Below are 23915 nucleotides of genomic sequence, written 5' to 3' on the forward strand. Positions count from 1 at the left end.
GGTCTCTACCGGCGACGCGCGGCGAGCGAGACGAGGTGGTCGATCGTCTCGCGCTCCGCGTCGTCGGGCAGAGCATCGACCGGCCACCAGCGCAGATCCGTCGATTCCTCGCTGCGGACTGCTCGCGCTCCGTCCGGGGCCCGGACCAGGAACCTCAGGTCGAGGTGCCGCGTCGGCTTACCGAGCGAGCAGGTGATCGGATGCGTGTGCGCGGAGAGCATGATCGGGTCGACCGTCAGATCGGCGATCCCGGATTCCTCGGTGGCCTCCCGTAGCGCTGCGTCGACAACCGTCTCGTCCGACGGTTCGCAGTGGCCGCCGAGTTGGATCCACCGACCGACCTTCGGATGAAGCGTCAGCAACACATGGGTACCCGACGTGTCGAGCACCAACGAGGACGCGGTGAAATGGCCGGCCTCGTTGGCCCGCAGGCAGGCGTCCGGGTTGCTGTCGAGAAACGCCAGCATCGTGTGCCGCAGCGATTCCTCGCCCGAGTCCGACGGTGCCCATCGGTCGAGTGTCGTTGCGACCGAGTGCCACAGAGTCGAATGAGGCGGCGTCGACGCCGACACGTCAGAGCTCCACCAGTGACGACCCGGGAACCACCGGATCCCGGACGGTCAACGATTCGCTGGGATGCCCGATTGCGATGGCTCCCATGGCTTTCCAATCCGCGCGCAGGCCGAGTTCGGCGCGCACGGTATCGGCGGCGAAGATGGTGGAACCGATCCAGCAGCTGCCCAGTTCACGCACCGCGAGGGCGACGAGCAACCCCTGGACGGCCGCACCCACAGCCACGGTGAACATCGTGTCCTCCGCGGTTCGACGCCTCTCGTCGGGATACGAGTGCGCGCCGTCGGGCACACAGAACGGGATCACGATTTCCGGGGCGTCGAACAAGATGTCGCCGCGGCTCAGTCTCGCAGCGATCCGCTCCTCGCTCAGCCCGTCGCCGGCCAGGTCGGCTCGCCATTGCTCACGCATCGTCTCGAGCAGTCGACGCCGGACAGCGGGGGTTCTGACCCAGACGAATCGAACCGGACGGGTGTGGTGCGGGGCCGGGGCGGTGAGTGCATCGGCAACGGCTGCACGAACGGCGTCGGGATCGACCGGTTCGTCGGTGAACGAGCGCACCGAGCGTCGGCGCAGCAGCGCCTCGCGTCGACCGCGATCGAGTGCCTCGGCGGTACCGAGCCAGAACAGGTCGTCCTCGCCGCCGCGCAGAAGCGTCGCCGCGGTGGAACCGTCGTCGACGGGGGTCAGTCCGCGCACGACCGCGATCGGAACTCCGCCGAGCTTCCCCTTCACCAGATCGCCTGCGGCCGCGAGCTCGTCGGCGATCGCGACCTCGGTGACCACGAGCTCGTTTCCCTGACCGTCCTCGGCTCCGGCATACGCATGCACGACGCCCAGGCCCGCGGCACCGATGGCGGCGTCGGTCTGGCCGATCCGCCACGCCCGTCCCATCGTGTCGGTGACGACCACGGCGACCGTCACCCCCAGTAGCGCGCCGAGCGCAGTGCGGAGCGCGGCGGCACTGGCGTCGGGGTTCTCGGGCAGCAGCGCCAGTTCGCCTCCGTCGACGTTGGAGCCGTCGATTCCCGACGCGGCCTGCACGATGCCGAGTCGGTTCTCGGTGATGAGGGTTCGGCCCTTGCGTGCGACGATGCGCACGGCTTCCTGTTCCACGAGGACTCTGCGGGCGGCATCTCGCTCGTCCGCATCGCGAGGTGCCTGCACCAGACGGCCCTCGACCTTCGAGATGATCTTGCTGGTGACGATCAGGATGTCTCCGTCACGCAACCACGGCGCTCGGTCCGCAACGGTCGCGGCCAGATCGTCGCCCGGCCGGAACTCGGGGAGGCCGGTCACCGGCAGTATCTCGATCGAGCCGCCCGGAGCGTGATCCTCGGGTGCCGACCGGAGCGAGTCGGTATCGCGAGTGTCGGTCACAGGTCGAGTCCGGCTGCGCGCAGAGCGGTTCGGGCCATCGCCGCAGTGGTCTCTGGGTCGGTCATCAGCAACGGAACCGACTGCACGTCCACCCCGTCGACGACCGCCGTATCGGTGGTGTGCACCAGCCATGCGTCGAGAATGCCGGTACCGCTTCGGCTTCCGTAGTGGCGGCCCACCGCCTGCGCCGTGGTCTCCACTCCGATGACGGACAGGCACTCGTCGGCCATGCCGCGCAACGGCTTACCGTCGACGACGGGGGAGAGGCCGACCACCTTGGCGGTCGTCGTGCGAAGCGCCCCGCGGATACCCGGTACTGCGAGGATCGCACCGACGCTCACCACCGGGTTGGACGGAGCGAGGACGACGGCGTCGGCCTCGGCGATCGCTTCGACGACTCCCGGTGCCGGAGTTGCCTGTTCGGCTCCGATGTTGGCGAAGCTGTGGGTCGGGATCTGCGCGCGGTACCGAACCCACCACTCCTGGAAGTGAATTGCGCGCTGCTGCTCCCCGGCCGGGTCGTCCGGATCGGTGACGACGACGTGGGTCTCGGAGCGGTCGTCGGTGACTGGCAGGAGCCGAACTCCGGGTTGCCAACGGTTGCACAGCGCTTCGGTGACGGCGGACAGCGGAAAGCCGGTGCGCAGCATACGACTGCGGATCAGGTGTGTGGCGATGTCACGGTCGCCGAGTCCGAACCAGTCGGGATCGGCACCGTAGGCCGCCAACTCGTCCCGAGCGTTCCAGGTCTCCGCGATGCGCCCCCAGCCTCGCTCGGTGTCGATTCCTCCGCCGAGGGTGTACATGCACGTGTCGAGATCCGGGCAGATGCGAAGACCGTGCATCCACACGTCGTCACCGACGTTGACCACGGCGGTGATCTCGTGCTCGGGCTCGTCGCCGAACAAGGTTTTCAGACCCTGCAGAAACCGAGCGCCACCGACGCCACCGACCAGAACAGTAACTTTCACAACACGCGAGCCTAATGGGGTTGCGGTGGTGCGGGGTGAGCGCCCACCCGTGGGCCGACGTCCGCGGGGACCGTTTGTGACCGGGAGAACCGATGCGACACGCACGGGACGGGCTTCGATCCGGGGAGAGCGCCGATTTCGGGCATGTGATGGTATTGGATTTGTGCGATCGGCTTGACCGCGACACACCTGGACGTGTCTAATCACAGGTATGTCATTCGGTGTTCGCAACACGAGTTCGATTGCAGCGAACCTGGTTTCGAACACTCGTTCCCTTCCTGTTCGTCCCTGACTGGACGTCGAGTAGAGGTCGAGAGTCGGATCGGCACGTTGGACCAGCTCGATCGAATACCGGCGCGGGGCAAGGTATTCGAGAACACGAGGACCGAAAGTATCTGCGCTACCACAGGTGAGGAGGCGGAAGCGATGTATGACCAGCACGTGACACGTGATCAGCGGGGCGGACCCACTGCACATCTCAGCGCTGTCGACGACGCGCCGCAAACCGAGTCCGGCATAGGCGCAGATTCGAGCGTCTCGATCGACGCGGGTTCTGCGTACGTCGGCCGAACGGACGAGTCCGACAACGACGTCGATGTCGTCGACGCCGAACTGGACTCGGATTCCGACACAGAACTCGATTCCGATTCCGACGTCGACTCGATGCCGTTCGTCGCCGAGTCGGTTCCCCCGGCCAAGCCGTTCCTCAGTCTCGTCGCGGGTTTCGACGAGATGTTCGAGGAGATCGAGGATCAGTGGCAGGAGCGCGCTCTGTGTGCGCAGACCGATCCCGAGGCCTTCTTCCCGGAGAAGGGTGGCTCCACCCGCGAGGCGAAGCGCATCTGCCTCGGCTGTGAGGTCAAGGACGAGTGCCTCGAGTACGCGCTCGCCAACGACGAGCGGTTCGGTATCTGGGGCGGGTTGTCCGAGCGCGAGCGTCGCAGGCTCAAGCGCGGAATCGGCTGAGCGGTTTCGTTCGGTCTCGGTGATCGGAACCGCACGGATCGTTCATACCCCGGCCGGGTCGACCTCGTCGGGGTCGATGCCGAGGTACGTGGCCACTTGCTCCACGAGAACCTCGAACAACAGGTCTTCCAAGTCCTCCGGGTGCTTCGCCCGCCGCTCGAGCGGCCGCCGGAACAGCACCACCCTGGCGCGTGTCGTCTCTCCGCGCTTGTCGATGCCTGCTGGTACCAGTCGCGAGAGCGGTACCGGACCCTCTGCCACCACCTCGGGTGGCCACGTCACCGATTCCGGGTCCAACGCCCTGATCTTGGGTACCTCGTCCACGGCGATGTCGAGCTTCGAGAGCTTCTCGTGCCATCGATGATCGATCCGCGCGAACGCTTCGAGCACCAGCCGGTCGAACTTCTCCGCTCGTGAGCGCCTGGCCGGGATGTCCTCGGGCAGAACCGGTCCGCGGACGCCGCGTCCGTGCCGGGCCACGGACCGAGAGGTGATCCTGCGCGCGGATGAGAATCGAGGCATAGGGGGAGGTTATCGCGCTCGTCCGGTGTGTCGGTCGTTCGGTCGGTTGCACCCACCGGATACTCTGCACTCGTGAGATCACTGCGTGGCTGCTGCAGGCCTGGTTGCAACCGTTCTGCCGTTGCGACGCTCACATACGTCTACTCCGATTCCACCGCGGTCGTCGGGCCGCTGGCCACAGTCGACGAACCGCATTCCTGGGATCTGTGCGAGGTACATGCGTCGACCACCACCGCTCCCAAGGGCTGGGAACTGGTGCGTTACGAAGGCGGCTACTCGACGTCGAGCCCCGACGAGGACGACCTGACGGCTCTGGCCGAGGCCGTCCGCGAGGCCGGCCGCGGCGATCGCGTCCGGTCCGAGGACCGCGAGAGCTCCGACCGCTCGAGCTCACGGCCGTCCGACACCGAACGCCGATCCGCTCCGGCCGTCCGAACGGGCAGGCGCGGGCACCTTCGAGTTCTTCCCGACCCCACGTCCTGAGCAGCCCGAGCACACCGAGTGTGGTGTGCGCCGGTCCGACTGGCCGGTCCGTCTGCCGTCTGGCAAGGTTCGACGAGCAGGACCGAAACGGACAGCTGCGGTATGCCGATACTCGGTGTGGATCGCACCGCTACCGACGCTCGATTTCCGACGCCGATGTGCGGCGTCGTCAAGAACGATCACCAGGAGAATCTTCGTGGCCCGAACCGCAGAGTCCGTCAACGCCGTCATCAAGGCATACGACGTCCGTGGCGTCGTAGGTGAACAGATCGACGAGGCGTTCGTGCGTGACGTCGGTGCATCGTTCGCGCGACTGGTTCGCGACGAGGTAGGGGCCGCGCGCTCGGTCGTCATCGGCCACGACATGCGTGATTCCTCGCCCGCACTGTCACGGGCGTTCGCCGACGGCGTCACCGCTCAGGGCCTCGACGTGGTGCACATCGGGCTGGCGTCGACGGACCAGCTCTACTTCGCCTCCGGCATGCTCGATTGCCCGGGAGCGATGTTCACCGCCAGTCACAATCCGGCGAAGTACAACGGGATCAAGCTCTGCCGCGCCGGTGCCAAGCCGGTGGGTCAGGACACCGGCCTGGCCACGGTCAAAGCCGAATTGGTGGACGGGGTACCGGAGTTCGACGGGCCGTCCGGAACAGCGACATCGCGAGATGTGCTCGACGAATACGCGCAGTTCGTCCGAGACCTGGTCGATCTGTCGGGAATCGGATCCATGAAGATCGCCGTCGACGCCGGAAACGGAATGGGCGGTCACACGGTGCCCGCGGTGTTCGGGCCGTTGCCGGTGACGATCGAGCCGCTGTTCTTCGAGCTCGACGGCAGCTTTCCCAATCACGAGGCCAATCCGCTCGATCCGGCGAACCTGGTGGATCTCCAACGTTTCGTCGTCGAGACCGGTGCCGATATCGGACTCGCCTTCGACGGCGACGCGGATCGGTGCTTCGTCGTCGACGAGAAGGGCGACCCGGTCTCGCCGTCCGCAGTCACCTGCCTGGTGGCCGAGCGGGAACTGGCCAAGGAACCGGGCGCGGTGGTCATCCACAATCTGATCACCTCACGCGCGGTTCCGGAATTGGTCACCGAGCTCGGTGGCACACCGGTTCGTACCCGAGTGGGGCACTCCTTCATCAAGCAACAGATGGCCGACACCGGGGCGATCTTCGGCGGCGAGCACTCCGCGCACTACTACTTCCGTGACTTCTGGGGTGCAGACTCGGGCATGCTCGCCGCGCTGCACGTTCTCGCCGCACTGGGGGCACAGGACCGTCCGCTGTCGGAAATGATGGCCAGCTACGAGGCCTACAGTGCATCGGGCGAGATCAACTCGACCGTCGACGACGCCGCCGAACGCACCGAGGCGGTCCTGGCGGCATTCGCCGATCGGACTGCCGGCATCGACCGACTCGATGGGGTGACGGTCGATCTGGCCGACGGTGCCTGGTTCAACCTCCGGGCCTCGAACACCGAACCGCTGCTCCGGCTGAACGTCGAAGCACGCACCGAAGCGGACGTCGATGCGCTTTCGACAGAGATATTGAGCATCGTTCGCGCCGGACTGGAATAGTGGTTACCGAGGGTTCATGAGTGGGTATACAGCGGTTTCGCGCAGGGTGATGTAAGGGGAGGTGTCGCAGCCATGACGGCAGTGTCGTCTCTGGTCGATCTCGACGATTCGGATGCACTCATCGCAGCCGATCGTGAGGGCTCCTTGCGCAGCGCAGCGCTGGCGGGCGCGCAGGTGCGCGCCGTCGCGACCGCGGTCGACGAGTCGGTCCTGGAGCGGTTGGCCGATCTGCGTCCCCGAAGCGTGGTGATCGTGACCGGCGACGGGCGGAGCAGCCGGGCGGCGTCACTGCTCGTCGCCGCGCTCGGTGATCGCCTGGGGGTGCCCCTGGTCCGAAGCACCGGAACCCCGCCGTGGATCGGCCCTCTCGACGTGGTGGTGGTGGCGGGCGACGACGCCGGGGATCCGCGACTGGCCGAGTCGGTGGACGCGGCAGCCCGGCGTGGGGCCGAAGTCGTCGTGGTCGCCCCGGAGGAGGGGCCGTTGCGCGCCGTCCGGGGAGCCAGAGTCATGTGGCTTCCGCCGCGAATCGCAGTCCGTGACCACAATGCTCTGATGCGCTACCTCGCGGCCTTCGTGGCCGTACTCGGGGCGGTTGCCGGCGGATCGTGGAAGACGTTGCTGCCCAATTTGTCTCGACTTGCGGACCTGCTCGACGCGGAAGCAGTACGAAACAGCCCGTCCAACGAGATGTTCCACAATCCGGCCAAGGCCCTCGCAAGTGGGTTGAACGGTCGGCGTGTGGTGCTGACCGGGGCCAGTCCCGCCGCAGTCGAGGTGGCTCGGCACGGCAGCGAGGTGCTGCTGCGGGTGGCGGGTGTCGTCGTCGGTGCGGGGGAGTTGGGCGACGTCATTGCCGCGTCCATCCGGGCGTCGGTTGTCGAATCGTCGCGCACACCACAGACATTCGACTCGTTCTTTCACGACGAGCAGCTCGACGGGCCGCCACCGGCGCTGCCGATGCGCGTCGTCGTGGTGGCCTCGGACGCCGATCGGGCGATGACCGAACGACGAATTGCCGGTGTTCCGGAATCGGAGTTGTTGCTCGCCGATTCGAGTGAAGCGCTGTTCGGCGGCGACCGCGCGAGATCCGAATTCGACAACCCCGCACCGGCACCGGATCCGGATAGACTCTCGGTGCTCGACACGATGTCCGTGTTGGCGACGCGGTTGGACACCACTGCCGCGTATCTGCTGTTGATGGGCGGTAGCTAGTGCAGCTCTTGCGAGGCGCGGTTCGGTCCTACGCATGGGGTTCGCGAACGGCACTGGCTCGAATTCAAGGCCGGCCGGTGCCGTCCGATCATCCCGAGGCCGAGATCTGGCTCGGAGCTCACCCGGCCGACTCCGCGCACGTGGTGCACGAGGGCGGCAGTACGCCACTGCTCACGCTGATCGACGGAGATCCGGGCACTCACCTGGGCGGCTCCGCGCAGCACTTCGAGTCGCGCCTGCCGTATCTGCTGAAACTGCTTGCCGCAGAAGAGCCGTTGTCTCTGCAGGCGCATCCCAGCAGTGCTCAGGCCCGTGAAGGCTTCGCTCGCGAGAATGCCGCGGGTGTACCCATCGATTCACCGGTACGGAACTACCGGGATCCGAACCACAAGCCCGAACTGATCGTCGCCCTCACGGAGTTCGAGGCGTTGGCGGGTTTCCGGCGGCCCACCGACACCGTCGAACTGCTCGACGCGTTGGCCGTCCCCGCCTTGGGCGGGTATCGAACCCTGCTGGCCGCTCAGCCCGATGCTTCCGGTCTGCGCACGGTGTTCACCTCGTGGATCACGTTGCCGGGGCAGGCATTGGACGACATTCTGCCTGCGGTCGCCCAGGGGTGCATCGACTATCTTTCCGGTCCCGCACGCTCGGACGGTGGACGATTCGCCGCCGAGGCCAGAACTCTGCTCGAGCTGGGGGAGTCGTATCCCGGTGACGCCGGAGTGCTCGCGGCGCTGCTGCTCAATCGGGTGACATTGACACCTGGCCAGGGCCTGTACCTCGACGCCGGAAACCTGCACGCGTATCTGCGCGGGACGGGTGTGGAGATCATGGCGAACTCCGACAACGTGCTGCGCGGCGGACTGACACCCAAGCATGTCGATGTCCCGGAACTGCTGCGCGTGTTGGATTTCGAGCCGGCCGATCTTTCGCCCATCACCCCGGGTGCCGACGATCGACCGACCTACCTGTATTCCACGCCTGCACCCGAATTCGCGCTGAGCCGGACTGCGGTGGCGGCGGGGGAGACGGTCGCCGTGCCCGGCTCCGGCCCGAGAATCCTGCTGTGCACGAGTGGCACCGTCGTGGCCGCCACGAAGGGCACCCAGTTCGGGCTGACGGTGCCGCAGGGCAGCTCTGCCTGGATACCCGCTGCCGACGAATCCGTCACCGTGACCGCCGAGTCGGGCGAGGCCGAGGTCTTCGTGGCTTCCGTCGGACGCGTGTAGATCGGGCAATTCGGTCATCGTTGCGCCGCTTGCGGTTTCGGACTGCGTAATTGTGCGAACGGTCCGCCCGGAGGCAATAGTCTGATGCCACAGTGAATCGAAGTGACGGATGAGTTCGGTGATCCGTCGACAGATGTGAAGTGGCGATACGGAGACCCGATGACCAGAGCAGACCGGCCCGCGAAGACCCCACGCACGACGGGTTGGTTCCGGACCAAATCGATCGAGCAGTCGATCCAGGACACCGACGAACCGGACACCAAGCTCCGGAAAGAACTCGGATCCTGGGATCTGACCGTGTTCGGTGTCGCCGTCGCCGTCGGTGCCGGCATCTTCACCCTGACCGCGCGGACCGCCGGAAACGTTGCGGGACCGGCAGTGTCGTTGGCCTTCGTGCTCGCGGCCATCGCCTGCGGCCTCGCGGCGCTGTGTTACGCGGAGTTCGCGTCGACGGTGCCCGTGGCCGGAAGCGCGTACACGTTCTCGTACGCGGCGTTCGGTGAGTTCATCGCCTGGATCATCGGCTGGGATCTCATCCTCGAGTTCGGCCTCGCAGCCGCGGTGGTGGCGAAGGCGTGGTCGCTTTACCTGGGCGATCTGCTCGGTACGGCCGCTCCGGTGCTCGAGATCGGTTCACTGAACTTCGATTGGGGCGCACTGCTGATCGTGGTGGTCCTGACGGTGCTCATCGCATCGGGCACCAAGTTGTCCTCGCGGGTGTCGCTGGTCATCACTGCGATCAAGGTGATCGTCGTGCTGTTCGTCGTCGTACTCGGAGCCTTCTACATCAAGGTCGCCAACTATGACCCCTACATTCCGCCGTCGGAACCGGGATCCACGGGCGAGGGACTGCATCAATCTCTGCTCTCGTACGTCACCGGCGCGGGAGGCAGCACATTTGGTTGGTACGGACTGCTGGCCGCGGCGTCCCTGGTGTTCTTCGCATTCATCGGATTCGACGTGGTGGCGACGACCGCCGAAGAGACCAAGGAACCGCAGAAGGCACTTCCCCGCGGAATCCTCGGGTCGCTCGCGATCGTCACCGTGCTGTACGTGGCCGTCACTCTGGTTCTGACCGGGATGGTCAAGTACACGGATCTGGCCGGTGACAGTTCCACGCTGGCGACCGCATTCGAGCTCAACGGACTGACCTGGGCCAAGAACATCATCTCGTTCGGCGCACTCGCCGGTCTGACGACCGTGGTGATGGTGTTGATGCTCGGGCAGACCCGGGTGCTGTTCGCGATGTCGCGAGACGGACTGGTGCCGCGTGCATTGGCACACACCGGAAAGAAGGGCACGCCGGTCCGAACGACGATTCTGGTCGGTGTCATCGTCGGCCTGCTCGCCGCTTTCGTTCCGCTCGGCACGCTGGAGGAGATGGTGAACATCGGCACGCTGTTCGCGTTCGTGCTGGTCTCTGCCGGGGTTCTGGTACTACGCCGAACTCGACCCGACCTCGAGCGTGGTTTCCGCGTTCCCTGGGTTCCCCTGGTGCCGATCCTCGCGGTCCTCGCGTGCCTGTGGTTGATGCTGAACCTGTCGGTCGAAACATGGCTGCGCTTCCTGGTCTGGATGGCTGCCGGTGTCGTCATCTACGTCGTGTACAGCAGGCGGCACTCGGTGATGGGACTGCGGGAAGCCGAGAAGGCTCGTACCGACAGGTCGGGGAGCTGACCCCGGCATCGGCGACGCGGATGCACCGACTCACGTTCCGACCAGGAACTTTCCGCTCAATTTAGATAGCGTCACATCAAACCGCTGGAATGTTATACCCTCGAAAACAGACTTGGAGGACTCAAAAAGTTCGATGAGAGGGTGTTGCAACAGTGAGTGTGGACGGCCGAATTCCTTCGTTGGAGGGTTCGGGTGTCGCTTTCGGGGGGCGGGATTCGAAGGCCAGTGAGCGGTCGGTTCGCTGGCAGGACAACAAACGATATCTATGGATGCTGGGGCTACTGGCGCCGGCGTCGGCATTGCTGCCGTCGCAGTTGGTCTACTGGACGGGCATGCCGCTGTTCTGGTGGAGCGGCGTGCTGGTGTTCTTCGTGATCATTCCGGTGATCGACGTGATCGCAGGCGAGGACGGGCACAATCCGGACGCTTCGGCCAGTGAAAAGCTGCAGAACGACCGGTACTACCGGTGGTGTACGTACCTCTTCCTGCCCGTTCAGTTCGTCGGGCTCTTCGTCGCCTGCTGGATGTGGGCGTACGGCGATCTGAGCGTGGTGGACAAGATCGGCCTCGCGGTCACAGTCGGTCTGGTGGCAGGTACCGGCATCAACGCGGCCCACGAACTGGGCCACCGCATCGAGCAGCACGAGCGGTGGCTGGCCAAGATCGCCCTGTCTCAGACGCTGTACGGGCACTTCTTCGTCGAACACAATCGCGGACACCACGTTCGAGTGGCGACGCCCGACGACCCCGCGAGCGCACGACTGGGCGAGAGCGTGTGGAGCTTCGTGCCGCGGAGCACGATTCTGGGCCTCGGCTCCGCATGGAAGCTCGAGTCGCAGCGACTTCGGCGCAAAGGCCGCTCGGTCGCAAGCCCGACCAATGCCCTGCTGCACACGTGGCTGCTCAGCCTGGTGCTGTTCGGCGCGCTGTTGATCGTGTTCGGCTGGTCCATCGCGCCGTACCTGCTGTTGCAGGCCGTCGTCGGATTCGTGCTGCTCGAGATGGTGAACTACGTGGAGCACTACGCCCTGCTCCGGGAAACCAACGATCGCGGCAGATACGTTCGGTGCTCGCCCCGCCACAGCTGGAACAGCGACAGGATCTGCACCAACATATTCCTGTACCACTTGCAGCGACACAGTGACCACCACGCCAATCCGGGCAAGCGCTACCAGACCCTGCTCTCCTGCGACGAGGCTCCGCAGCTCCCTGCCGGCTACGCCTCGATGGTGATGCTCGCCGCAATTCCGCCGCTGTGGCGTCGGGTCATGGATCCGCGGGTACTGGCGCACTACCAGGGAGATATCACCCGAGCGAACATCCTGCCCCGCAAACGGGCTCGAATCCTGGCGCGAGCCGGACGAAACGGATAGCGCGGGTTCTCGACAATCGGTCGCAGGCGACAGGCTCCACCTCTGCACTTCCGGGCAGTCGGAGCCCGAAGCGTGCGGACCCGATAGCCTGGACGGCAGACACTCAGTCAACAGGAGAGGCAAGATGACGACCTCAGTTACGTCAGGATCGGCACTCACCGTGGAACACCGCGGTGGAATCGACTTCAAGGTCGCGGACCTGTCCCTCGCGGAATTCGGCCGCAAGGAAATTCGGCTCGCCGAGCACGAGATGCCCGGTCTGATCGCGCTGCGTCGCGAATACGCCGACGTACAGCCGCTCAAGGGAGCGCGAGTTTCGGGATCGCTGCACATGACCGTGCAGACCGCGGTGCTGATCGAGACGTTGGTTGCGCTCGGAGCCGAGGTGCGGTGGGCGTCGTGCAACATCTTCTCCACCCAGGATCACGCAGCAGCGGCCGTCGTCGTCGGCCCGTACGGCACCGTCGAGGAGCCCAAGGGCGTCCCGGTGTTCGCGTGGAAGGGCGAGAGCCTCGAAGAGTACTGGTGGGCGGCGGAGCAGATGCTCACCTGGCCCGATCAGCCCGCCAACATGATTCTCGACGACGGCGGCGACGCAACGATGCTGGTACTGCGCGGCGCGCAGTTCGAGAAGGCAGGCGTGGTTCCGCCGACCGACGACGATCACGATTCGGACGAGTACAAGGTGTTCCTCGGCCTGCTGCGTCGTTCGCTCGAGGCATCGAAGTCCAAGTGGACCGAGGTTGCCGCGTCCGTGCAGGGCGTCACCGAGGAGACCACCACCGGCGTGCTGCGGCTGTACCAGTTCGCAGCTGCGGGTGAGCTCACGTTCCCCGCCATCAACGTCAACGACTCCGTCACCAAGAGCAAGTTCGACAACAAGTACGGCACCCGCCACTCGCTGATCGACGGCATCAACCGCGGCACCGACGTCCTCATCGGTGGCAAGGCCGTTCTGGTCTGTGGCTACGGCGACGTGGGCAAGGGCTGCGCCGAGGCGCTCAAGGGCCAGGGTGCACGTGTGACCGTCACCGAGGCCGACCCGATCAACGCCCTGCAGGCGCTCATGGACGGCTTCGACGTGCGCACGGTCGAGGAGTTCATCGAGCAGGCCGACATCGTGATCACCTCGACGGGCAACCTGTCGATCATCACGTTCGAGCACATGCGCAAGATGAAGCACCAGGCCATTCTGGGCAACATCGGCCACTTCGACAACGAGATCGACATGGCCGGTCTGGAGAAGGCCCCCGATGTCACGCGGATCAACATCAAGCCGCAGGTCGACGAGTACCAGTTCAAGGACGGGCACTCGATCATCGTGCTGTCCGAGGGCCGTCTGCTCAATCTCGGCAACGCCACGGGCCACCCGTCGTTCGTCATGAGCAACAGCTTCTCCAACCAGGTCATCGCTCAGATCGAACTGTGGACCAAGCCGGACGAGTACGACAACGAGGTCTACCGCCTGCCCAAGCACTTGGACGAGAAGGTCGCGCGCATCCACGTCGAAGCGCTCGGTGGCTCGATCACCAAGCTCACCAAGGAGCAGGCCGAGTACATCGGCGTCGACGTCGAGGGCCCGTACAAGCCCGAGCACTACCGCTACTGACCGCACCGTCAGTGGGAAAACTGTTCGTCATCGAAGGAGTCGACGGAGCGGGCAAGAACACGCTCGCCCGTCGGCTCGTTTCGGCGTGGCAACGTGAGGGCCTGTCGGTCGAGCGCATCGGGTTTCCCCGGTACGGCCGGTCGGTGCACGCCGATCTGGCGGCCGAGGCGTTGCACGGCGAGCACGGTGACACCGCGGGCAGCGTGCACGCGATGGCTCTGATGTTCGCGCTCGATCGCCGGGACGCGGGCGACGAGATCCGAAAGTTGCTCTCGGACAACGACATCGTTCTCCTCGATCGGTACGTGGCATCCAATGCCGCCTACACCGCGGCTCGGCTGGAGCAGTCCGTGGACGGCGAGGCCGTCGAATGGATCAGGTCGCTCGAATTCGATCGATTCGCAGTGCCCGTTCCCGATGTCCAGATTCTCCTCGACGTCCCGGTGGCGCTCGCCGCCGAGCGTGCGGCGGCCCGTGAGAGTGCGGACGTCGCTCGAACCCGGGACGCCTACGAGAGGGACGGCTCACTGCAGAGCCGAACCTCGGCTGCGTACGGCAGGCTCGCGGCCTCGCACTGGGTGTCACCGTGGCGAGTCGTCACCGCCGACGTCGATCCCGATCGACTCGCCGCCGACATGTTCAATCAGCCATCAGGCGTTCGGAAAGTGACACCATAGGACCATGAAGCCTCGGATTCTGGTTGTGGACGACGATTCGGCTCTGGCGGAGATGCTCACCATCGTGTTGCGCGGTGAGGGATTCGAGCCTTTCGTGGTCGGCGACGGTACCCAAGCACTGGCGGCCGTGCGCGAGAACCGGCCGGATCTGGTGCTGCTGGATCTGATGCTTCCCGGCATGAACGGCATCGACGTCTGCCGCGTCCTGCGTGCCGACTCGGGCGTGCCGATCGTCATGCTGACGGCCAAGACCGACACCGTCGATGTCGTACTGGGTCTCGAGTCCGGTGCGGACGACTACATCATGAAGCCCTTCAAGCCGAAGGAACTGGTCGCTCGTGTTCGTGCGCGCTTGCGCAGGACCGAGGACGAACCCGCCGAACTGCTGTCCATCGCGGACATCGTCATCGACGTGCCCGCCCACAAGGTCAGTCGCGGTGACGAACTCGTCTCCCTCACCCCGCTCGAATTCGATCTGCTGGTGGCACTGGCGCGCAAGCCACGTCAGGTGTTCACCCGAGAGGTGTTGCTCGAACAGGTCTGGGGCTACCGCCACGCGGCCGACACCCGGCTGGTCAACGTGCACGTGCAGCGTCTGCGCGCCAAGGTCGAGAAGGATCCGGAGAACCCCGAGGTGGTGTTGACCGTGAGGGGGGTCGGCTACAAGGCCGGACCGCCGTGATCCGTCTTTCCCATTCTCGGCGGCGAATCAACGGCAAGTTCTCTCCCGTACTGCGTTGGTTTCGTTCGCTGAGTACGTCGCTAGGCCATGCCTGGCGTCGATCACTGCAGCTGCGCGTCGTCGTGTCGACGCTGACGCTGTCCCTGGTGGTCATCCTCATCCTCGGGGTGGTGTTGACCTCTCAGATCACCGACCGACTACTCGAAGCGAAGCTGTCCGCCGCCACCGAGGAACTCGACCGTTCGCGGACCACCGTCGAGGGCAACCTCGCCGGGGCCGACGATTCGAGCGGGCTCGCAACGCGCCTCGAACGAGCCAGGGCGGCGCTGACCAATCAGGACCTGGACGCCGCGTCGACCACCGGGTCGGCGGGATCGTTCGATCCGGTCCTGATCGTGGAAGGCGACGCCACCCGCGCGGAGGCCTCGGTGGGCCCGGTCGATCAGATCCCGAACAGCCTGCGCGACTTCGTCAAGAAGGGCCTGATCAGTTCGCAGTACGCGACGGTGACCGACAGTGACGGCGGGTACTCCGGCTCGGCGCTGATCATGGGATCGCCCACCGGATCCGACATCTCGGCCCTGCAGCTCTATCTCATCTTTCCGTTGGCCAGCGAGGATCGCACGCTCTCGCTCGTACGCGGCACGTTGTTCATCGGCGCAGTGGTGCTGCTGGTGCTGCTCGCGGCGATTGCGATGCTCGTCGCACGTCAGGTGGTTCTGCCCATTCGTTCGGCGTCGAGGATCGCGGTGCGGTTCGCCGACGGCAGGCTCAAGGAGCGCATGCCGGTCCGCGGCGAGGACGACATGGCCAGACTCGCGATGTCGTTCAACGAGATGGCCGAGAGTCTCTCCAAACAGATCACCCAGCTCGAGGAATTCGGCAACCTCCAGCGCCGATTCACCTCCGACGTCAGCCACGAACTGCGCACCCCGCTGACCACTGTTCGGATGGCCGCAGACCTCATCCACGACGCCAGCGACGACCTGGAGCCTGCACTCAAGCGATCCTCGGAGCTGCTGGTCAACGAGCTCGACCGGTTCGAAACCCTGCTCGGTGACCTGCTCGAGATCAGCCGCCACGACGCGGGCGTGGCCGAGCTGGCCGCCGAGCAGCTCGACCTGCGGATGTGCGCCCGGGCGGCAGTGTCGACCGTGCGGCACCTGGCGCGCGAGACCGGCACCGAAGTGATCGTCGACATGCCCGAGACGGCAGTCATCGCCGAGGTCGACCCCCGACGGGTGGAACGGATTCTGCGCAATCTGCTGGCCAACGCACTCGACCACGGCGAAGGCAAGCCGGTCCTGCTGCGGCTGCGCTCGGATGCCGACGCGGCCGCATTCGTCGTGCGTGATCAGGGAGTCGGTCTGCGACCAGGCGAAGAGAAGCTGGTGTTCAACCGGTTTTGGCGCTCGGATCCCTCCCGCGTTCGACGATCCGGAGGCACCGGCCTGGGGCTGGCGATCAGCGTCGAGGACGCCCGCTTGCACGACGGTAAGCTCGAGGCGTGGGGAGCACTGGGCGAAGGCGCATGCTTCCGACTCACTCTGCCGCTCGTGCGCGGGCACAAGGTGATCGGATCCCCACTGCCCCTCAAACCCAGCACCAAGAAGTTCGCACAAGGACAACCGATTCCCGCGATCACCGCAGCCAAGACAGCCACGTCGGAGCCCGCGACGTGATCTTCTCGTGCCGTCGCACCCGAGTGCTGGCGATGTGCGCGCTCGTCGTCGCCCTCGTGAGCGGATGCGCCAGCCTTCCCGAGTCGTCCAGCCCCCAGGCCATCGGCACCCTGACCGCAGGTGCCGTGCCCACCAGCGCCCCGGCCCCCGAGCCGGGACGCGAGCCCGACCGCCTGCTGGACGACTTCTTCGAGGCCAGCGCCGTCTCTGCCAACAGACACCAGGCCGCCCGGCAGTTTCTCACCGAGGAGGCGTCGGGAACCTGGGACGACGGCGCACGGACGGTCGTGGCGGATCGGATCGACACCCTGTCCGGTCCAAGAACCGCAGACACCGCGCAGTTCACGATCCGCTCGGCGACGGCCGGGATGCTGGCCTCGGGCGGCGAGTACCAGGCAGGATCGGACACCTTCGACGCCGCGATCGAGATGGCACGGGTGGACGGTCAGTGGCGGATCTCGAAACTGCCGCCCGGTGTCGTCATCGATCGGTCCGCTTTTCTGAACACCTACCAGCAGCGATCGCTCTATTTCGTCGATCCGCTCGGTGGCGTACTCGTGCCAGATGTGCGGTGGACCAGCGGATCGCAGGACCAGCTCGCCAACCAACTCGTGCAGCTGCTCATCGACGGCCCCAAGTCCGCGCTGTCGGCCGCGGTGAGCAACGAACTGTCCGACGACGTGAGTATCCGCGGACCCATCACCAAGGCCGATGGTCAGACCTCGCAGGTGGGGGTGGGACTCGGTGGTATCAGGATCGACTTCGGCGGCCTGCAGAACAAGGGTGATCGCGACCGCGAACTGCTTGCCGCGCAGGTGATCTGGACCCTCGCCTCGGCCGAGGTCGCCGGGCCCTACGTGTTGCTCGCCGACGGTCAACCGATCGACACGACCAAGCCCGACGGGTGGACGACCGCAGGCGTCGACTCCTTCGATCCGCTGGGTAGTACCGGCGACGGTGTCGGACTGCACGCACTCGCGTCCGGCCAATTGCTTCGCGTCGACGAGGCGGAGACCACTCCCGCTCCCGGGTACTTCGGGCAGGCCCGCAATCTGCGCTCGGTGGCCCTGTCCAACGACGGCACGCTCGTGGCAGGAGTCGCGGACACCGGACGGCCCGCCCCTGCGCCGTCGAGCACGCTCATGGTCGGCAGCTACGACGGCGGCGCGTTTCCAGTGGCCGAGGGGCAATCGATCACCCGGCCCACCTGGGGAGCCGACGACAACGCGGCCTGGGCGGTGATCGACGGCACCAACGTCATCCGGGCCGCCCGCGATCCTTCCACCGGCCAGGTGTCGGTGATACCCGTCGAGGCCACCGCCGTCACGACACTCGGCAACCGGATCACCGAACTGCGACTGGCCCGAGACGGAGTGCGAGCGGCGCTCATCGTCGACGGCGTCGTGTACGTGGCAACGGTGGTGCGCGAGCCCTCGGGCGTGTACTCCCTCACCGAGCCGAGGGCCGTGGCCATCGGACTCGGTAGCGACGCCACGAGTTTGGACTGGAGTACCGGCGACACCATCGTGATTGCGCGGGTCGCCACCGACACACCGGTGGTCCAGGTGAGCGTCGACGGATCCCGGATGGATCCGTTGCCGTCACGCAACCTGACCACTCCGGTGTTGGCGGTCGATGCCTCGCCGGAAACGGAGTACGTGGCCGATGCACGGGCCGTGTTCGCCCTCAACAACTCCGATCCGGTCGGCGACCGGTACTGGCGTGAGGTCACCGGTCTGGCCGGAGTGAAAGCTGTGCCCATTCTGCCCGGCTGACGTCGGTCGCAGATGTCTGTCGGTGGGCCGGGGCAGACTCCGCATCCATGCGGACGCTCCTCGATCTGGTTCTGCCCCTCGAGTGCGCCGGGTGCGGTGTGCCGGGGGAGCACTGGTGCGGAGGGTGTTCTCTGGCCCTGTTCGTCCCGCCCGTCGCCGTTCGGCCACGAGTCGATCCCGGTGTGCCCTGCTGGTCCTTGGGTACGTACAGCGGGCCGCGACGCAGTGGTGTGATCGCACTGAAGGAGCGAGGTCGGCGGTCGGTGGCCCGGCCTTTCGGGCGAGCGCTCGCCGAGGCCGTCGGACATCTACGCGACGCGGGTGAGATCGATCCACCGGAGCTGAGTTCGCTGATTCTGATCTGCGCACCCTCTCGGGCTCGTGCGGCGCGGGCTCGTGGGGGCGATCCCGTTCTGCGATGCGCGCGAATCGCCGCCGAACAGTTGGCACCGGAGCGTGTGCTCGTTCCCGAGTTGCTCCGCATGACCGGTGGAGTACGTGATTCGGTGGGACTGTCGGCGGGGCAACGGCAGCATAACGTGGCAGGGCGGATCGAGGCCGTCGGGGTGGCTCGTTCGCGCGCCGACGCACGTGCGACGCCTTCGGCGGACTTCACCGTTCTGCTGATCGACGACGTCGTCACCACCGGTGCCACGTTGGCCGAATCGGCAAGAGTGCTAACCGATTTCGGAGTGCCGGTGGCCGGAGCGCTGGTGGTGGCGAGTGCGTGACGGCGGAGTGGAAGGACACGCCGACAACCAATTCGGGGTGAACGGTGGCACACGAGTCGATGACCGACTAACGTCGCGGACACGCACCGACTGGACCAGATGTGAGGTGATGCCCCGGACTTTGATGCCGGAAGGTTCCCCATTCGGCATGCACACTTGCCACGTCCAACAGTGGGCGTGGCCGATATCGGGAGGTACGCGTGACGACCCCTTCACAAGCCTCGGTTTTCTTCGACGAGAAGCCCTCTGAAGAACCCGCCAAGAGCAATGCGGACGTCGTGGTCAAGGGCCGCAACGTCGAGATACCGGATCATTTCCGGATATACGTCTCCGAGAAACTGGCTCGCCTCGAGCGCTTCGATCCCTCCATCTACCTGTTCGACGTCGAACTGCAGCACGAACGAAATCGCCGCCAGGCCAAGGCATGTCAACGCGTGGAGATCACCGCGAAGGGCAAGGGTCCGGTCGTTCGAGCCGAAGCGTGCGCCGACAGTTTCTATGCCGCACTCGAAGCGGTGACGTCGAAACTCGAGAGCAGACTCCGGCGCACCAAGGACCGTCGCAAAGTTCACTACGGCGAGAAGCGGCCCGTGTCCGTCGCCGAGGCCACTGCCGAACTCGCCGAGGACGACACGCTGGCACTCGACCCCGAGACGAAACTCGACTCCTTCGAGGACGACCAGAGCGGCCCGGGGCACATCGTGCGGACGAAGACCCACTCGGCCGCACCGATGAGCGTCGACGACGCACTGTACGAAATGGAACTCGTGGGCCACGATTTCTTCCTGTTCCACGACAGCGCAACCGATCGCCCCTCGGTCGTGTACCGACGGCACGCCTTCGATTACGGCTTGATCAGACTCACCTGACCGGACCGATCGGGACGGTTCGACACGTTCGCCGTCCGTGAAATATTTTCACCGCTGCAGGCTCGACGCCGGAGACTCGATCCCCACGTCGAGCCTGCAGTGCTGTGTCGGTGTTGTCCGAATGGCCGACCGGCGATCTCCGACGACCGATAGTCGGGCTGCCGGGTTCACAGCGACACCGCCTACCATGGACGCGTTCGGGTTACCCGCCGCGCAGATGTCGTGGTGACGAACCCGTGAGCTCGTGCAGTATGCAGTGTTGTTCGTACCAGTACCAGTACCAGTACCCGTGAACCGAGGATCGAGGACGAGAAAGCCCGTGCCGTCGCTGTCGTTTTCCAAGCTGCTCCGTGTCGGTGAAGGTCGCATGGTCAAGCGGCTCAAGAGCATCGCCGACCACGTCTCGACCCTGTCTCCGGACGTCGAGAGCCTCTCCGACGACGAACTGCGCGGCAAGACCGCGGAGTTCAAGGAGCGGTACTCCGCCGGCGAGACCCTGGATCAGCTCCTGCCCGAGGCCTTCGCCGTGGCCCGTGAGGCGTCCTGGAGAGTGCTGTCGCAGCGGCACTTCGACGTACAGGTCATGGGCGGTGCCGCTCTGCACTTCGGCAACATCGCCGAGATGAAGACCGGTGAGGGCAAGACACTGACGTGTGTTCTCCCGGCTTACCTCAATGCCATCTCCGGCGAGGGTGTGCACGTGGTGACGGTCAACGACTACCTCGCCAAGCGCGACTCGGAGTGGATGGGCCGCGTGCACCGCTTCCTCGGTCTCTCGGTCGACGTGATCCTCTCCGGCATGACCCCGGTGGAACGCCGCGCCGCGTACGCCGCGGACATCACCTACGGCACCAACAACGAGTTCGGTTTCGACTACCTGCGCGACAACATGACGCACTCGCTCGACGACCTCGTGCAGCGCGGACACAACTTCGCGGTCGTCGACGAGGTCGACTCCATCCTCATCGACGAGGCCCGTACACCGCTGATCATCTCGGGACCGGCCGATGCGTCGAGCAAGTGGTACGGCGAGTTCGCCCGAATCGCGCCGATGCTCAAGGTCGACACCCACTACGAGGTCGACATCCGCAAGCGGACCATCGGTGTACACGAGGCAGGCGTCGAACTGGTCGAGGATCAGCTCGGCATCGACAATCTGTACGAGGCCGCCAACTCACCACTGGTGAACTACCTCAACAACGCGATCAAGGCCAAAGAGCTCTACACCAAGGACAAGGACTACATCGTCCGCGACGGCGAGGTCATCATCGTCGACGAGTTCACCGGCCGCATCCTGGTGGGACGCCGCTACAACGAGGGCATGCACCAGGCGATCGAGGCCAAGGAGAAGGTGGAGATCAAGGCCGAGAACCAGACTCTGGCCACGATCACACTGCAGAACTACTTCCGCCTCTACGACAAGCTCTCGGGCATGACCGGTACCGCCGAGACCGAGGCCGCCGAGCTCCATCAGATCTACGGACTCGGCGTCATTCCGATTCCGACGAACCGTCCGATGGTCCGAGTGGACAACGGCGACCTGATCTACAAGACCGAAGAGGCCAAGTTCGACGCGGTCGTCGACGACGTCGTCGAGCGGCACGGTAAGGGCCAGCCGGTCCTCATCGGCACGACGAGCGTCGAGCGCTCGGAGTACCTGTCGAAGCAGTTCACCAAGCGCGGCGTCGCACACAACGTGTTGAACGCGAAGTTCCACGAACAGGAAGCGACGATCATCGCCGAGGCGGGCCGGCAGGGCGCGGTGACCGTGGCGACCAATATGGCCGGTCGTGGTACCGACGTCGTGCTCGGCGGCAACCCGGACATCCTCGCCGACCTGCAGCTCCGGAAGCAGGGCTTGGACCCGGTCGAGACCCCCGAGGAATACGAGGCCGCCTGGGAGCCAGCGCTGGAAGAGGTCAAGGCGCAGGTCAAGGCCGATGCCGATACCGTGCGCGAGGCCGGTGGGCTGTACGTCCTCGGTACCGAACGGCACGATTCGCGCCGCATCGACAACCAGCTGCGAGGCCGCTCCGGTCGTCAGGGTGACCCCGGCGAATCGCGTTTCTACCTCTCTCTCGGCGACGAGTTGATGCGTCGATTCAACGGCGGCGCACTCGAATCGATCATGACTCGGCTCAACCTGCCCGACGACGTCCCGATCGAAGCCAAGATGGTGTCCAAGGCCATCAAGAGTGCTCAGACGCAGGTGGAGCAGCAGAACTTCGAGATCCGCAAGAACGTTCTCAAGTACGACGAGGTGATGAACCAGCAGCGCACCGTCATCTACGAGGAGCGCCGCCGCATCCTCGAAGGTGCGGACATGGAGGGCCAGGTCGAGGGCATGATCACCGACGTGATCACCGCCTACGTCGACGGCGCCACCGTCGAGGGCTATGTGGAGGACTGGGATCTGGAACAGCTCTGGACCGCGCTGAAGACTCTCTACCCGGTGGGAATCGACCACAAGGTCCTCTCCGGCGAGAACGAGGACGGCGAGAAGGGCGACCTGACCCGCGACGAATTGCGTGAGGCGCTGCTCGAGGACGCGCGATCGGCGTACGCCAAGCGCGAGGCCGAGATCGACGGTATCGCCGGCGAGAACGGAATGCGCGAACTCGAGCGTCGAGTTCTGCTGTCGGTTCTCGACCGCAAGTGGCGCGAGCATCTCTACGAGATGGACTACCTCAAGGAAGGCATCGGCCTGCGCGCGATGGCGCAGCGCGACCCGCTGGTCGAATACCAGCGTGAGGGCTACGACATGTTCCAGGGCATGCTCGACGGCCTGAAGGAGGAGTCGGTCGGCTTCCTGTTCAACCTGCAGGTCGAAGCCACACCGGCTCCGGCAGGTCCGGCAGCCTCGGCAGGTCTCGCAGTGGCTCCTGGACTGTCCTCTCCGGTGGGCTCCGGCCGCCCGGCAGCAACACCCGCCGCAGCACCTGCACCGACGGCACCTGCACCCACGGCTCCCGCACCCACCGCTCCTGCACCTGCTGCTCCTGCGGTGCCCTCGGCGCTGCGGGCGAAGGGTCTCGACGAGCAGGAAGACCAGCGACTGACCTTCTCCGGTCCGGCCGAGGGCGGCGGCACTGCCGTTCGTCGATCCGGGCCGACCCCGACCGGCAGCGAGTCCGCGGCCGAGGGCACCCGCCGCGAGCGTCGCGAGGCGGCGAGAACTCAGAGCAAGGCCCCCAAGAAGGCAGCTCGCTCCAAGCGCAAGCGGTAGTACACGACGGTCGCGTCGCCGCGGGGCGACTCGAAACTCACCCCACTCGCAACGACGTGACCGTCCACCCGGGCCGGCGCGGGTCGATGGCGAGCTCGATTCGGCCTGCGAAGGCGAACATACGTGGGCCGCGAGTGTACGAGCCGAAGATCTCCGCCGAGACATCCGACTGATACGCCACATGCACTCGACGCACTGCGGCGAATCCGAGTCGCCTTCCTGGCGGTGGGTTTCGCACTATGGTCCGCACCAGGTCGATCATCGAGGCGGTGAACAAAGGCGACAGCTGGTCTGCGCTGCGTCGTCGATCGATCACCTCGATCATCATGCGCATCGCCCGGTCGGCACTCGAGCGCGCATCGGCGGGCACCGTCGGCCGGCCGGGAGGCTCGATGCGCCGTCGAGAACGGTTGCTGCGCACGGAGGGTCGGTGTCGGGCGGGCAGCGAATCGGTGATCGCCGCTGGATCCCACGTGTGCACGGCACCGGAGCTGAGCGGCGGCTCGAACGGAGCGGCACGCGAGAGGAAGCAATGATGTTCGGCGCGGAGTTGCGAGCCCGGGGCCGAGGTGTCCGCGATGTGCGGCGGGTCGTTCGATTCGATGACGCTCACACCGACATTGACGGTCCGAGCGCGCGTTCGGTTCCCGTCGAAACCCGGGAACAACACACGACACGGTCCTCGAACGACCCCGA

The 23915-nt window shown here is 65.7% G+C and carries 20 protein-coding genes; 15 read left to right on the forward strand and 5 right to left on the reverse strand.

All coding sequences use genetic code 11. The annotated features are described in order from the left end of the window. Positions 1–5 precede the first annotated feature (5 nt). From R4P47_RS03750 to cofD, 3 genes are all read right to left on the reverse strand, one after another. On the reverse strand, positions 6–467 hold the full coding sequence (locus tag R4P47_RS03750) for an NUDIX hydrolase (protein WP_149405634.1): 462 nt from the start codon (positions 465–467) through the stop codon (positions 6–8). 106 nt (positions 468–573) lie between these two features. Next, positions 574–1953, reverse strand: a complete 1380-nt coding sequence (locus R4P47_RS03755) for a coenzyme F420-0:L-glutamate ligase (RefSeq protein ID WP_068045708.1) — start codon at positions 1951–1953, stop codon at positions 574–576. After that, on the reverse strand, positions 1950–2924 hold the full coding sequence (cofD, locus tag R4P47_RS03760; RefSeq protein ID WP_149405444.1) for a 2-phospho-L-lactate transferase: 975 nt from the start codon (positions 2922–2924) through the stop codon (positions 1950–1952). The genes R4P47_RS03755 and cofD overlap by 4 nt, the downstream gene beginning before the upstream one ends. A 732-nt stretch (positions 2925–3656) precedes the next feature. Between cofD and R4P47_RS03765 the strand changes: the two genes are divergently transcribed. Continuing rightward, on the forward strand, positions 3657–3890 hold the full coding sequence (locus tag R4P47_RS03765) for a WhiB family transcriptional regulator (protein ID WP_027496498.1): 234 nt from the start codon (positions 3657–3659) through the stop codon (positions 3888–3890). A gap of 42 nt (positions 3891–3932) precedes the next feature. On the opposite strand, the gene R4P47_RS03770 is transcribed toward R4P47_RS03765, so the two are convergent. Then, positions 3933–4412: a metallopeptidase family protein gene (locus R4P47_RS03770; RefSeq protein WP_094642321.1), complete on the reverse strand. Its 480-nt coding sequence runs from the start codon at positions 4410–4412 to the stop codon at positions 3933–3935. Between the two features lie 72 nt (positions 4413–4484). Here R4P47_RS03770 and R4P47_RS03775 point away from each other — a divergent pair, with 72 nt between their 5' ends. The 14 genes from R4P47_RS03775 to secA all read left to right on the forward strand — a co-directional run bounded on the left by R4P47_RS03775 (position 4485) and on the right by secA (position 23219). Further along, entirely contained in the window at positions 4485–4895 is a 411-nt protein-coding gene (locus R4P47_RS03775; protein ID WP_176460497.1) for a DUF3499 domain-containing protein, read from the forward strand. Between the two features lie 196 nt (positions 4896–5091). Continuing rightward, positions 5092–6474, forward strand: coding sequence for a phosphomannomutase/phosphoglucomutase (locus R4P47_RS03780; protein ID WP_149405445.1), 1383 nt, complete (start codon positions 5092–5094; stop codon positions 6472–6474). Positions 6475–6546: 72 nt separating this feature from the next. Continuing rightward, the gene (locus tag R4P47_RS03785) at positions 6547–7689 is read left to right on the forward strand and encodes a tobH protein (RefSeq protein ID WP_068045700.1); all 1143 of its coding nucleotides are present in this window, start codon (positions 6547–6549) and stop codon (positions 7687–7689) included. Further along, entirely contained in the window at positions 7689–8918 is a 1230-nt protein-coding gene (gene manA, locus R4P47_RS03790; RefSeq protein ID WP_094642319.1) for a mannose-6-phosphate isomerase, class I, read from the forward strand. Before R4P47_RS03785 ends, manA begins: the two co-directional genes overlap by 1 nt. Before the next feature lie 159 nt (positions 8919–9077). After that, the gene (locus tag R4P47_RS03795; protein ID WP_149405446.1) at positions 9078–10595 is read left to right on the forward strand and encodes an amino acid permease; all 1518 of its coding nucleotides are present in this window, start codon (positions 9078–9080) and stop codon (positions 10593–10595) included. A gap of 269 nt (positions 10596–10864) precedes the next feature. Continuing rightward, on the forward strand, positions 10865–11968 hold the full coding sequence (locus R4P47_RS03800; RefSeq protein WP_149405447.1) for an alkane 1-monooxygenase: 1104 nt from the start codon (positions 10865–10867) through the stop codon (positions 11966–11968). Between the two features lie 124 nt (positions 11969–12092). Then, entirely contained in the window at positions 12093–13577 is a 1485-nt protein-coding gene (gene ahcY, locus R4P47_RS03805; RefSeq protein WP_149405448.1) for an adenosylhomocysteinase, read from the forward strand. Between the two features lie 11 nt (positions 13578–13588). Continuing rightward, positions 13589–14254 (forward strand): dTMP kinase, encoded by a 666-nt coding sequence (locus tag R4P47_RS03810; RefSeq protein WP_149405449.1) that lies wholly within the window; start codon positions 13589–13591, stop codon positions 14252–14254. A gap of 4 nt (positions 14255–14258) precedes the next feature. Beyond that, the gene (gene mtrA / locus R4P47_RS03815; RefSeq protein WP_027496508.1) at positions 14259–14936 is read left to right on the forward strand and encodes an MtrAB system response regulator MtrA; all 678 of its coding nucleotides are present in this window, start codon (positions 14259–14261) and stop codon (positions 14934–14936) included. Continuing rightward, entirely contained in the window at positions 14933–16618 is a 1686-nt protein-coding gene (gene mtrB / locus R4P47_RS03820) for an MtrAB system histidine kinase MtrB (RefSeq protein ID WP_149405450.1), read from the forward strand. Before mtrA ends, mtrB begins: the two co-directional genes overlap by 4 nt. Continuing rightward, positions 16615–18393, forward strand: a complete 1779-nt coding sequence (gene lpqB / locus R4P47_RS03825; RefSeq protein ID WP_410482223.1) for an MtrAB system accessory lipoprotein LpqB — start codon at positions 16615–16617, stop codon at positions 18391–18393. The genes mtrB and lpqB overlap by 4 nt, the downstream gene beginning before the upstream one ends. Positions 18394–18440: 47 nt before the next feature. Further along, the gene (locus R4P47_RS03830) at positions 18441–19124 is read left to right on the forward strand and encodes a ComF family protein (RefSeq protein ID WP_149405451.1); all 684 of its coding nucleotides are present in this window, start codon (positions 18441–18443) and stop codon (positions 19122–19124) included. 200 nt (positions 19125–19324) lie between these two features. Next, the gene (gene hpf / locus R4P47_RS03835; RefSeq protein ID WP_149405452.1) at positions 19325–19993 is read left to right on the forward strand and encodes a ribosome hibernation-promoting factor, HPF/YfiA family; all 669 of its coding nucleotides are present in this window, start codon (positions 19325–19327) and stop codon (positions 19991–19993) included. A 319-nt stretch (positions 19994–20312) separates the two neighbouring features. Then, positions 20313–23219, forward strand: a complete 2907-nt coding sequence (gene secA, locus R4P47_RS03840; RefSeq protein ID WP_149405453.1) for a preprotein translocase subunit SecA — start codon at positions 20313–20315, stop codon at positions 23217–23219. 37 nt (positions 23220–23256) lie between these two features. On the opposite strand, the gene R4P47_RS03845 is transcribed toward secA, so the two are convergent. Continuing rightward, positions 23257–23832 (reverse strand): Rv3235 family protein, encoded by a 576-nt coding sequence (locus R4P47_RS03845; RefSeq protein ID WP_149405454.1) that lies wholly within the window; start codon positions 23830–23832, stop codon positions 23257–23259. Between the last annotated feature and the right edge of the window lie 83 nt (positions 23833–23915).

This window comes from Rhodococcus sp. IEGM 1370 (assembly GCF_033142325.1).
Lineage (GTDB): Bacteria > Actinomycetota > Actinomycetes > Mycobacteriales > Mycobacteriaceae > Rhodococcoides.

Coding starts and splice junctions, on each gene's coding strand:
- R4P47_RS03750 (WP_149405634.1), bottom strand. CDS start 467: ATGCTGGCGTTTCTCGACAGCAACCCGGACGCCTGCCTGCGGGCCAAC.
- R4P47_RS03765 (WP_027496498.1), top strand. CDS start 3,657: ATGTTCGAGGAGATCGAGGATCAGTGGCAGGAGCGCGCTCTGTGTGCG.
- R4P47_RS03770 (WP_094642321.1), bottom strand. CDS start 4,412: ATGCCTCGATTCTCATCCGCGCGCAGGATCACCTCTCGGTCCGTGGCC.
- R4P47_RS03785 (WP_068045700.1), top strand. CDS start 6,547: ATGACGGCAGTGTCGTCTCTGGTCGATCTCGACGATTCGGATGCACTC.
- R4P47_RS03795 (WP_149405446.1), top strand. CDS start 9,078: ATGACCAGAGCAGACCGGCCCGCGAAGACCCCACGCACGACGGGTTGG.
- R4P47_RS03800 (WP_149405447.1), top strand. CDS start 10,865: ATGCTGGGGCTACTGGCGCCGGCGTCGGCATTGCTGCCGTCGCAGTTG.
- ahcY (WP_149405448.1), top strand. CDS start 12,093: ATGACGACCTCAGTTACGTCAGGATCGGCACTCACCGTGGAACACCGC.
- mtrA (WP_027496508.1), top strand. CDS start 14,259: ATGAAGCCTCGGATTCTGGTTGTGGACGACGATTCGGCTCTGGCGGAG.
- R4P47_RS03830 (WP_149405451.1), top strand. CDS start 18,441: ATGCGGACGCTCCTCGATCTGGTTCTGCCCCTCGAGTGCGCCGGGTGC.